Below are 12,110 nucleotides of genomic sequence, written 5' to 3'. Positions count from 1 at the left end.
TACTTTTTTTGTATATGACCTCTAGGAATGCGGCTTTACCCATTCACTTTGTAGAATTTTCAAATACTGGGCTTCCCCATTTCTAACGATTTTGAATAGACCGCTGTTGAAATCAGTATCCAGCTCACGAAAAAAAATCCCTTTTATCGTATCTTCTCCACCAGGCTCTTCGCTCAGTACATAATTTCCATCCCGCTTTACCAAATAAGCGGAAAATCCCTTCTCATGCGAGTGCTCTAAGAGCTCGGGATAACGCTGCACAGCCACAATATGAAGATCAATGGGACCCAGCTGTTCAATCAAATCGTTGACAAAATTACCACGGGTAATCTCTTGCCATAGCGTCTGACTGGACTGGCCAATGATAATTTGGGTAACCTTTTTTTCCTGAGCTGTCTCCACGATCACTTCAGCTGTCTTTTTCCCATTGCATTTACGAATTAGAAACGATCCTCCAGCATCTTTGGTCTGCTTTTCCCATCCTGAGAGGTATTGTTCCTTGTTTTGGTTGTATTCATGATCTGTTGTTGCATCCACTGTTAACACATATAAAGGAGCCCCGAGTAACCGGGATAATTCGCTGCCTCTTTGAATTAACCGCTGTCCGTGCGGACCATAATGGACACACACCATAATGCTCTCATTGTTCATCTCCGTCATCATTTTCTGTGCCTCCTGTTTCCAATTTAACGAAAAAAACACAAAAAGAGCCCACTGTTGGCAGGCTCCTCCGGGTAAAACAATATACAATTAGTTCTAAATTATATAGTTTACCGGGGAGATTGTAAAGGTAATTTTTTTTGCGTATAGCACCCTGTAGAAATGGAGAATATTCTTACAGAGGAGTGGTTCATGTGTTGATGCGCAAAATGATGATCTGCACCAGTCTCTTTATCCTATTGCTTATCGTGTGCTGGGGACTTGAACATAATATTCACACAAAGACAGCGATGAGCAACCCGATGTTACCAGCAAATAAAAGTTACAAATTCCAATCAGCTCATTTCACTGAACCTGTCCTAATAAGCATTCCCTTTCTCCCCAGGGAGTATGTACGGATAGTACGAAAGATTAACGAATAGTTGTTAGTTTTTCCGATTAGTATAAAAACAGCAGCTCAAGGAGACTACTCCCAGATCTGCTGTTTTTTTGGAAATTATTTTTAAAAAGAATGTTGCTTGATCATAAGTACGAGGTATGATTACCAGGCGTAGGCTTCTGGTGCAGGTTTTCCCGGACCCGGGAAAATCTCATCCAGCTTGGCAAGCACATCTTCACTTAATTTAACCTCAGGTACCCGCAGAGCATCCTCTAACTGTTCTAATGTCCGTGGTCCGATAATTGGAGCCGTCACGGCCGGATGAGATAGCACCCAAGCCAGGGCAATCACGTCTTCCTTTTCACCCAGCTCGCGAGATAACGCCGCAAATTGCTCCAGCTTCGCACGATTCTGCTCTACCTTTTCCTTGGCACGTGCGCTGCGGGAACCTGTACCTGCTAACGCATTGCGTCCCAGCAGTCCGCCCGCCAACGGGCTCCATGGAATTACACCCAGACCCAGCTCTTGAGCTGCCGGTAATACTTCAAGCTCAGCCGAACGTTCGTTCAGGTTGTACAAGTGCTGTTCCGATACCAGACCCAGAAAACGACGTGCCTTCGCTTCGGCCTGAGCCACCGCAATATGCCAGCCTGCAAAATTACTGGAACCGATATAACCAACTTGTCCACGATCCACCACGGACTCGAATACACCCCACAATTCATCCCATGACACATTGCGGTCAATGTGATGCATTTGATATAGCTCTACATGGTCTGTTTGCAGACGTTTCAGCGACGCATCCAAATGACGGCGAATTTTGTAGGCAGACAAACCTGATCCTGCATTGGGTCCGTCATTTTCATTTTTCATGTCCCCGTAAACCTTGGTCGCCAATACGACCTTCTCACGTCTTCCACCGCCTTGCTGGAACCATCGTCCGATAATTTCTTCCGTCCAGCCTTTACGGTCATGGCCATATACATTAGCCGTATCAAAGAAGTTAATGCCCGCATCAAGCGCGGCATCCATAATCTTAAAAGCATCCTTTTCTTCAGTTTCCGGTCCGAAATTCATTGTGCCCAGACATAACCGACTAACCTTCAAGCCTGACTTTCCTAAGTATGAATACTCCATACTGTCTCCCGCCTTTGCTTAAGGATTTTTTTAAATTCCGAAAAATTGCATAAAAAAAGACCATACCCACTTCATTCACCAGAATAACCCCCCTTTGAAACACCCCAAAATGCATTTTAAAAGGTGGATAGCGCATGCAAAAAAGCCTCCGCACCATGCCGAAGCATTACATGCAGAGGCCCTTCTCATACTACCCACCGAATGTTAAAAGAAGTGACTTTACGGTGGTTACCAGCGGAGAGAAAGATTTGAATCTGGAGAAGCGTCAGCGATCGTAAGATCAAACCCTTCGCGGAGCCGCTCACCTCAACCACCGTAACTCATTTTTTTTTCAACAATCAAGGAATCAATTTCGTTTCTTTCGCTCGCTCAGCCATTTTCTTCGTATGTTTGCTGAGCGGCTTCTTAAGCACCAATCCAAACAAGAAGCAAATTCCGATAAACACGAACAGCATCACTACATCTCGTGTTACCGTTGAAGGCAACATCCCTCCTACCGTTTCCCGCAACAGACTAACCGCATAGGTGAACGGTACGAACGGATTCAGGGTCTGAAAGAAAGCTGTACTCGTCGCAATGGGAAATGTCCCCCCTGAACTGGAGAATTGGAGCACCAGCAGGATGACTGCGAGACCCTTGCCGATATTGCCGAACACTGAAACCAAGGTATAGGTCATGGCCGTAAACACCAGACTGATCAGCATAGAGGACAGTACAAATGCTACTTTGGCATCCACATATGTTCCCAGCAGAAACAAATCACCGAGAGATACACTTAGCGCCTGAAAAATACCAATTGTGGAGAAGGTCATTAGCCGTCCGAAATACACCTGGTAGCTTTTATATTGACCTTCCGGGTCATCCACATCTACCCTGAACATGGAGACCAGCAGCATCGCACCTACCCAAATCGATAATGTAGTATAAAAAGGTGACATCGCAGAGCCGTAGTTAGGAATCGGGTATATCCGCTCCTGCTTCAGCGATACCGGGCTACCGAGGAAATCACTTTCCTTTTTCACATCTCCCTTAAGCAACGCAATCGCTCTTCCGAGTGCATTTTCACCCTTAAGCTTGCGGATCGTGTCTGCTGCCTGACGTATGGAATGCTCGGCAGCAGGAAGATCGGTTCTGACAAAATTGGCTACCTGGTGTACCGCTTTTTCAGCCTCAGGAAATTTGTTTTCAATCAAGTCCGCCATCTTAATAAACTGTTGTTCCGCCTTCGGCAAATCATTACGTACAAAGTTTGCCGCCTGATGAATTTTACTTTTAACCGTTGGCAAATCGTGCTTCACGAAGTCTGCCGCTTTGTTCACAGCATTCGTAAACTCGCCCATGCGTCCCTGAATCGTCGTAGCGGCTTCATGCAGTTTTTGACGATATTGTGGCAAGTCCTGCTGGAGACGTGTTAGCTCATGCTGCCCGAATTCGGCAGCGGCCTGTGCGTCATTTAGTAGCTTTTCAATATTCGGGAGCTGCTCTTGAGCAGTGGTCAACACATTGGCAGAATTGCGGGCAACGGATTTGATTTGATCCAGCGCCCTTTGAATGGCAGGTGCATATTCCGTATCATAATTGTCCAAAATGCTGTCAATTCCGCTACTGATTTCTCCTGCAAGACGGTCAGCATCATCCAGCAGATTTTGGGCTGGTTTCTCACCGCGCTGAATAGCATCCCCGATGCTAGTAACCGTGCTATTCAATCGGCGAAAGCGATTCTCTACCCCGCTTATCCGGGAAATAAGTGAATCCAGTGGCTGGCTAGGCAAATACCCATTCACACGGTTCAGCAATTGAGAAATATGATCCAACACACCTACAGCAGTCGTGAGCCTGCCGCTAATCCGATTCGCTGCAGCTTGTGCTGCTTTGGGATCAAAATCCACACTACGAATGATGCCTGTAATCTGTGAAACTTCATTCGCAATTTGTTGCACCAGCTGTAAATCTTCTTTTACTACGGTTCCGATCGAATCAAGCGCACCCTCGTTTTTATCCAGAAAGTCGAGTATACCAGTTGTAAAATCCTTGCCTGTATCGGCTATTTTTTGTACTTCCGGCAGTGCTGTCCGGGCAGCATTAATGACCTTAAGGGCCGTTTGCGTGTCCTCCAAGGCGGTGGCCAGTGCGCTTTCTACCTTACTGAAATTCTGATCCAGTTCAACAATTCGATCACCGGCTTTTTGAATATCAGGCAGTCTTTTTTGGATATCCAAAATGACTGCGGCCACCTTGTCCAGCTCAGGCAGGTTTTTATCTATTTTAAGCACCAGGTCGCCCGCGCGATTGATTTCAGGTATTTTTTCCTTCAATGCAATGATTTTTTGTCCTTGATCCTTAATTTTCGGTAAATTCTGCTCCAGCTCCAATGCCTGCTTACCCAATCGATCGATATCAGGCAATCGATTATTTAGCTCCAGCACCCGATTTTCAATGTTGCGAATCGTCGGAAGCTCCTCTTCCAGCTTGACTCCGGCTTCCTTCAATTTCGTCAAAACTGCCTGGCTGGCCGTTTCAATAAAGTTTTGACTAATTTGGTTTGTCAGAGAGGTTGCCCCTGAGGATGTAATTTTCGGAGCTACTGCATTGATTTTTTCATTCACAGCATAATCAATCTCCGGCTTTTGCGGATTTTCTGTAAGCACACTCGTAATTTTCTCTGAAAAATCTTTCGGAATCAGCAGGCTGGCATAATAATCACCGTTCAGCACCCCTTTTCGTGCTTCTGCTTCATTGACAAAAGTCCAACCCAGCTTCTTGTTATTATGAAGGTTATGTATAACCTCGTCGCCGATATTAATCTTTTTACCATTCACCTCAGCCCCCTGATCTTGGCTGGTTACTGCGATTTTTATACCAGATGTATTCGCATATGGGTCCCACATTGCTTTCAAATTCACCCATGCATAGACGGAAGGCAAAAGAATGATGCCAATGACTAATAAAGTCCCGGTCGATACTTTGAAAACATTTCTCCAGTCTGTTAAGTAGATTTGCCATATCTTCCGCAACTTCACCACTCCTCATATGTACATTAACCTTTCGTCCAGTGTTGTATGCACACGTATTGTAAACGATTTGAGCGGCAGAAGCGAATATTATAAAAATGATTGCTAAAAAGCGTACGACTCTTTTACAGATCATACGCTTTTTATGAAATCCCTTTTACTTAATTTCGAATTCCATTTGCAGGTATAGCTTCCAGTGAGTAGAATACGCTCTTTTTATTGATTTTCCCCACAACGGTAGCTGCACCTTTTTTCAAGAATGTATATTCGTTTTTCTTTATTTGCACGGTATATCCCTTCAAATTAATTCCAAAAAGGGATTGTACTTTCGACTTGGCAGCTGAAAGGGCCTGATTTTTACTGAGCTTGGGCTTGGCAAATGCTTTGGCAAAATCCTTATCTCCATCCCAGTCCATGCCATGCTCATTTTTTACAGCCCATACTTTACCGGTTTTCACGCCGATCTGTACGCTGTTTGTGTCGCTCTCATCCCTAAAGTGCCAGATGGTATCGTTGTCCTCTCGCTGACGAAGCGTATATTCAAACGATTTCATTGTAGGAATGCCCAGTGTTTTTAGTGAACGGTTCGCTTTGTTGATCAGGGCAGCTTTAACGTCTTTGAGTGGGTACAAAAAGCTGGCCGTTATTTTATTTCCTTGATCAAGGTGAATATAAATGCTTTGGTTTTTCCCCCATAGCACCCAGTAATTTTTGAATCCTCCTTCGTCAATCGGGGAATATACACGCCAGATGGCCTCTATTTTGAAAACTTTATCGGTATCGAATGTTTTCAGGAATGACGCAACTTTACTGCGCAAATTAGGGGGCATCACCTTATCCATATCAGCGGCCTTATAAATGATGCTGGTGGACTGCACGATTCCTTTCTTGGAATCATAATTTTGGATGAAATCTGCATTTGCTGTCCCTTTCAAGGTACCGTAAACCGTCCATGCGTCAGTGTCCGCACTTGTAAACTCTATCGTTTGTTTCCCTGCTAATGTGTTTAGGACATCCGTCAGACGCTTAGTGGCGGTCGGGTCCAGGTTAACAGAAGTTTGTGCATTTGAAGCTGTGGTTGTGACAGCAGCGGGTTGCTGTGCCATTACAACTGGAGCCGTTCCCAACAGGATTGAGAGTGCTGCGACTGTAGCTGTGATAGAATTCCATTTGTTCATTTCGTCGATTCCTCCTGTGTCTATAAATACTCATAGGATACAAGTACACATAATCCTTAGACGTGCCACAAAAGTAAAAAGTTGCATAAATCCAAAAGAAGAAGCCCCTTAGGCCTACAAGATAGGCTTAAGGAGCTTATTCTTTTGCATTAAATTATCCATTCTTCAGCAATCGGGTAGGCGAAAATCCTGCGCCATGACGCAGCTTCCGTTTTTCCAACCGTTTGTGCAGCGAACGGTTATACAAAACCTGAATGACAAAATACGAGATTATACCCAGCACGATACCGAAAATGGACATGCCGATCAGGATGTGGAGACCTCCGTGCAGTAGGTCTCTGAATACAGACCAGTTGCCGTGAAAAAGCTCCATAAAAGAATGCTCGTGAAGTCGACCGCCCCTGACATGCACCGGATAATGTGATGGATAAATCCAAGCTCCCAGTTGCTTGGCGAATGGCATCAGTACAATCGGCAAAAAGGTCAGCTTGCCTACAACGTTTCCCACAATGGCCGCAGGCAGCGAACCACCAGACAACCGAACAATCGGATAAAACACGAGGTATACCAGAGAGGCCGTGGAAATCACGATCATTTCCAGACCAAAGCCAATGGCGAAGCCCAAAGAGATCTTTTTAACTCCTCCAGGGGCGCGCAACAGCTTGATAAAATTCAGACGAATTGCCCGCCATATATTTTGAAACACGTTGTATTTCTTCTTTGATTTATGAGATTTGAGCCTTTTCGGATTGAACTTTATCAATAGGAGGACTCCTTCAACAGTACAAATTCAAGTTCAGGAATGAGGTTAAAGAACTCCCATCCTTACTTAGTCTATACTGTCATTATAACCCTCAGCGTTCGAAAAGCAATGCTATTCCGCCTGTTTCGCTATTTTAAAACACAATTCGCTTATTGACATCGCTGGATAAAGGTACAAGGTCCCAAATCTCAGCTGCGTATTGCTGAATTGTGCAATCACTGGAGAATTTTCCGGAATGGGCCATATTTACAATAGCACGTCGTGTCCACTCCGAGGGATTCCGGTACACCTGCTCAATATGAGCCTGCGCATCTACATAAGCTGCAAAGTCTTTAAGCACAAAGTATTCATCATTATGATCAATCAGGGATTGATAAATGGCCTCAAATTCCCGTTCATGCCGCGTAAAAGGAGCATCATTCACCAGTTGATCCAGCACTTCACGCAATCTTTCATCACTGTTGGCTGTTTTGCGTGCCGAATACTGGCCGTTCCGATAATATTCTTCAATCTGATCGACCTTCAATCCAAAAATGAACATGTTGGCATCGCCTACCATTTCATGCATTTCAACATTAGCACCGTCTAATGTGCCCAGAGTCAGTGCACCGTTCATCATAAATTTCATGTTCCCTGTGCCTGAAGCTTCCTTGCCGGCCGTAGAAATCTGTTCACTGACATCCGCTGCAGGAATAATCAGCTCTGCCAGCGAGACCGAATAATTTTCAAGAAAAACGACTTTCAGCTTGTCCTTGACATCTATATCCCGATTGATGGTGTCTGCCACATTGTTAATGAGCTTAATCGTCTGTTTGGCGAGAAAATAACCGGGGGCTGCTTTCGCTCCAAAAATAAATGTGCGTGGCGTTACATCCAGTGCAGGATTACTTTTGAGCTGGTTGTATAGATGCATCACATGCAAAATATTGAGCAGTTGTCGCTTATATCCGTGCAACCGTTTGACCTGCACATCAAAAATGGAGGATGTATCCAGTCGTACACCCTGTTTTGCAAACACATACTCAGCAAGCCTGATCTTATTATTTTGCTTAATCGCCTGAATTCGTTTTTGGAACGCCTCATCCTCACTGTAACGAAGCAGGTCGATGAGCTCACGTGGATGGGTTCTCCAGCGTACACCGAGCGTCTCATCATACAAGCTTGCCAGCTCCGGGTTGGCGTGCATCAGCCAACGGCGATGGGCAATCCCATTTGTTTTATTATTAAACCGGTCAGGATATAGTTCATGAAATGATTTCATCTCTCGTTCCTTCAAAATTTTCGTATGCAATGCAGCCACTCCGTTAACGCTATAACTGCCGACGATAGCCAAATGAGCCATGCGAATTTGTTCACCGTGAATAATCGCCATTTCGCCAATTTTGATATCCTGACCCGGATAACGCTCTAATAGCATAGCGCAATAACGTTTGTTCATTTCTTCAATGATCAAGTAAATCCGAGGAAGCAGTTCTCTCACCATGTTGACGGGCCATTGTTCCAGCGCCTCACTTAATATCGTATGATTCGTATATGAAATGGCCCGTGTCGTAATATCCCACGCTTCATCCCACCCCAAGCCTTTCACATCCATCAAAATACGCATCAGTTCCGGTATAACCAGCGTCGGATGGGTATCGTTAATGTGCAGTGCTATTTTATCGGGCAACTGGCTGTAAGGTAAACGAAGCTTCTCAAACGTACGCAAAATACTCTGTAATCCAGCCGAGCACAGGAAATACTGCTGCTTCAAGCGAAGCAGCTTGCCCTCATAATTGGAATCATCCGGATAGAGAAAGGCCGAGATGGATTCTACTGATCGATTGTAGTCGAGAAAGCGGTAATAACCGCCCTCTCCTCGAATCGGTCCCCGCACGGGATCAAGTGCCGATTCAGCACTCCAAATCCGTAGCGTATTCACCTGCGCATGACCATAGCCGACCAGCGGAATATCGTAAGGGACAGCCCAGACCGTTTCGGCATCCTGTGTCTCGAACACAAGACGTCCCTCCAGTTCACGGGTTTCCACACGTCCCCAAAAATGAACCTCGACCTTTTTGTCAGGACGACGTTCCTCCCATACATTCCCTTTCTGTAGCCAGTAATCCGGCAGTTCCACCTGATTCCCGTCCACAATACGCTGCTCAAACAGACCATATTTATATCGAATCCCGCAGCCATGCCCTGCATAGCCTAGAGATGCTAGCGAGTCCATGAAGCAAGCCGCCAGACGGCCAAGACCGCCATTGCCTAGTCCCGCGTCCGCTTCCTGTGCTTCGATTTCCTCCAGATCCCAGCCCAATTCCCCTAATGCCTGTCGAACCATATCCAATACGCCCAAATTCAGCAGATTATTGCCCAATAGACGACCTATTAAAAATTCCAGTGAAAAATAATAAACCTGCTTCTCTTGTCCTTCTTTGTAGGCTTGGTTTGTTTCGGCCCAATTCTTGCCGACTTGTTCACGAATCATGCCACCCAAAACCTTATATACGTCTTCCGACTGAGCCTCCTGCATCGGTTTACCCAGCCTTCCGACCAGTTGCTCTCGAAAAGCCTGCTTAAATACTTCTTTATTGCTGAACAAAGTTGTACCTCCTGTTAATTCCGTTTTTATGGCTAAGTATGATCTATTAAATCACGCTATTCTTGGCAATCACATAGGGAACTCTAATGTCGCCAATCAGAGTTCGATCCGGTGAAAGCTGCACGTCTTTATCCAAAACCACATTCTGCACAACTGCCCCTTTACGGATGACGCATTTTTGCATAATAATCGAGTTGCTTACCCGCGCGCCCTCCTCTACCCGCACGCCACGAAAAAGAATGCTGTTCTCGACCTTTCCCCCAATGGTGCAGCCATTGGCAACAAGGGAATGATCCACCTCGGCGCTGTACGTATAACGAGTCGGGGCTTCATACTTGATTTTGGTATGCACCGGCTGATTCTGGAACAGAGCTTGATATTGCTCCTGATCCAGCAGTTTCATGCTATTTTTATAGTAGCTTTCAATGGAATTAATAACTGAATGATAACCATCATAGCGATACGCGCAGATGCGCAGGCCACTTGGATTTTTCTGAATCGCATCGCGAAAGAAATGACTATCCTGATGAGCAATGCAATGCTTTACCTGATCCAGATACAAGCTTTTGTCCATCACAAACATTTCTAGATAAATATTATGATGATCCTGCTCCTGATGAATACCGGTCACTCGTCCGCTCTCATCAATCTCCAGCCGTACACACGGTGCATGCTCCGTTTCGAGCTGGTAGATGGGTTTGTATACGAGGGTGACATCCGCATTCTTCTCCAGATGATATCGGTATACATCCTCTATATCAACCTTGTTGATATGCTGAGTTCCTGCATGAACAATGGTTTGCCCCAATGAGCGATGGAAAAAGTCCAGATTGTTGTGCACATGCTGTAAGTCACCACGTGATGTGTCCGTCGGATCGTTCCAGTCCGGTGGCAAAATAAACAACCCGCCTCTTCTGCGGTCTAAATCCCATGGCCGACCTTCACCCAAATGATCCAGCAGCGAACGGTATTTGCGGCGGATAAACAGTGCAATATCATGCACCCCTGCATGCATCATATTGGATAAGGTGAAATCAATGAGCCGATATCGACTAGCAAAGGGTACTGCGGCCCCGCACCGGAAATAAGTCAACTCCTTCAATTGATCTAATTCGTGATCCAGGTTGATCACTCCAATGAGTCGGCTCATAGCGGACACCGTCCTTATCCGAGTTATATTCGTGCATGAAGCTGGCTTTCCTGATCGAACAAAATAATCTCATCCAAGCTATCTTCAGGTCCGATGACTGCGTTGTCTTCAATAACCATATTCTCATTTACGATAGCCCGGTGAATACGTACATTGCGTCCGATTTTTACATTCGGCATGATGACAGAATCGGTAATAACGCTCCCTTCACCGACTTCAACCCCATAAAACAGTACGGAGTGCCTTACTTCTCCATCCACCATACAGCCTTCATTTACGATGCTGTTTTTCAGGATCGCCCGTTGGGTTATATACTGGGCAGGCTGATTGGGGCTGCGGGTATAGATGCGCCAGAACGGGTCATTCAGATCTAGCGGCGGGTCCTGAACCAGAAGATCCATATTAGATTCCCACAAGCTCTGAATTGTGCCTACATCCTTCCAATACCCAGCAAACGGGTACGCATACAGCGACCGGCCATGCTGAAGCAATAGCGGAATGATGTCTTTGCCAAAATCGTGTGAAGATTCAGAATCACTTGCGCTTTCCAGTAAGTAGTGACGCAACACATCCCATTTGAATAAATAAATACCCATAGAGGCCAATGTGCTTTTCGGCTGTTCAGGCTTCTCCTCAAAGTCGTATATTCTCAGGTCCTCATCGGCGTTCAGTATCCCAAACCGTTGGGCCTCTTGAATGGGGACATTGATGACCGAAATGGTGCAATCAGCTCCCTTTTCCTTGTGATAGTGGAGCATTCGACTGTAGTCCATTTTATAAATGTGATCCCCTGACAGAATGAGCACATGCTCCGGGTCATACTGATCCAGGAAATGCAGGTTCCGATAAATCGCATCCGCTGTGCCCCGATACCAGTTGTTTCCATTCTCTTTCTCGTGCGGTGGTAAAACGAAAACTCCTCCATCCAGGCGATCCAAATCCCAGTCGCTGCCTACGCCGATATAGGAATGAAGCACCAACGGCTCATATTGGGTCAATACGCCCACGGTGTCTATTCCCGAATGAGAGCAATTGCTGAGAGGAAAATCAATAATACGATAAGTTCCTCCAAAAAATACTGCCGGTTTGGCCAGTGTGCGGGTCAGTCCTTTGAGTCTTTTGCCTTGTCCGCCGGCGAGCAGCATGGCAACTACTTCCTTCTTTCTCATAACAAAGACCTCCCTGTCATGTGCGTCTGAAGCAATTGTGGCAGGATATTTGATAATATCCATTAAACGTGAAGAG

The 12,110-nt window shown here is 45.6% G+C and carries 9 protein-coding genes; 1 reads left to right on the top strand and 8 read right to left on the bottom strand.

What is annotated here, in order from left to right; genetic code table 11:
- Positions 1 to 21: 21 nt before the first annotated feature.
- Together KSP24_RS12125 and KSP24_RS12120 are read right to left on the bottom strand one after the other, a co-directional pair.
- Positions 22 to 663: a universal stress protein gene (locus KSP24_RS12125; RefSeq protein WP_216975209.1), complete on the bottom strand. Its 642-nt coding sequence runs from the start codon at positions 661 to 663 to the stop codon at positions 22 to 24.
- 538 nt (positions 664 to 1,201) lie between these two features.
- Positions 1,202 to 2,176: an aldo/keto reductase gene (locus KSP24_RS12120; RefSeq protein ID WP_216975208.1), complete on the bottom strand. Its 975-nt coding sequence runs from the start codon at positions 2,174 to 2,176 to the stop codon at positions 1,202 to 1,204.
- Positions 2,177 to 2,310: 134 nt separating this feature from the next.
- Here KSP24_RS12120 and KSP24_RS12115 point away from each other — a divergent pair, with 134 nt between their 5' ends.
- The gene (locus KSP24_RS12115; RefSeq protein WP_216975207.1) at positions 2,311 to 2,454 is read left to right on the top strand and encodes a hypothetical protein; all 144 of its coding nucleotides are present in this window, start codon (positions 2,311 to 2,313) and stop codon (positions 2,452 to 2,454) included.
- 60 nt (positions 2,455 to 2,514) lie between these two features.
- Here the strand turns inward: KSP24_RS12115 and KSP24_RS12110 are convergent, their stop codons facing one another.
- The 6 genes from KSP24_RS12110 to KSP24_RS12085 form a co-directional block, all read right to left on the bottom strand.
- Complete coding sequence (locus KSP24_RS12110; RefSeq protein WP_216975206.1) at positions 2,515 to 5,190, bottom strand: YhgE/Pip domain-containing protein; 2,676 nt, start codon at positions 5,188 to 5,190, stop codon at positions 2,515 to 2,517.
- Positions 5,191 to 5,348: 158 nt separating this feature from the next.
- On the bottom strand, positions 5,349 to 6,365 hold the full coding sequence (locus tag KSP24_RS12105; RefSeq protein WP_216975205.1) for a hypothetical protein: 1,017 nt from the start codon (positions 6,363 to 6,365) through the stop codon (positions 5,349 to 5,351).
- A 154-nt stretch (positions 6,366 to 6,519) separates the two neighbouring features.
- A complete protein-coding gene (locus KSP24_RS12100) occupies positions 6,520 to 7,128 on the bottom strand; it encodes a DUF2062 domain-containing protein (protein WP_063208643.1) in 609 nt (202 codons plus the stop codon).
- A 133-nt stretch (positions 7,129 to 7,261) separates the two neighbouring features.
- On the bottom strand, positions 7,262 to 9,715 hold the full coding sequence (locus KSP24_RS12095; RefSeq protein ID WP_216975204.1) for a glycogen/starch/alpha-glucan phosphorylase: 2,454 nt from the start codon (positions 9,713 to 9,715) through the stop codon (positions 7,262 to 7,264).
- Between the two features lie 46 nt (positions 9,716 to 9,761).
- A complete protein-coding gene (gene glgD, locus KSP24_RS12090) occupies positions 9,762 to 10,865 on the bottom strand; it encodes a glucose-1-phosphate adenylyltransferase subunit GlgD (RefSeq protein ID WP_064963269.1) in 1,104 nt (367 codons plus the stop codon).
- Positions 10,866 to 10,888: 23 nt separating this feature from the next.
- On the bottom strand, positions 10,889 to 12,034 hold the full coding sequence (locus tag KSP24_RS12085) for a glucose-1-phosphate adenylyltransferase (RefSeq protein ID WP_216975203.1): 1,146 nt from the start codon (positions 12,032 to 12,034) through the stop codon (positions 10,889 to 10,891).
- Between the last annotated feature and the right edge of the window lie 76 nt (positions 12,035 to 12,110).

It is taken from the genome of Paenibacillus sp. AK121 (assembly GCF_019042715.1).
GTDB classification, from domain to species: domain Bacteria; phylum Bacillota; class Bacilli; order Paenibacillales; family Paenibacillaceae; genus Paenibacillus; species Paenibacillus polymyxa_C.
This window is presented reverse-complemented; position numbering and strand designations above follow the sequence as displayed.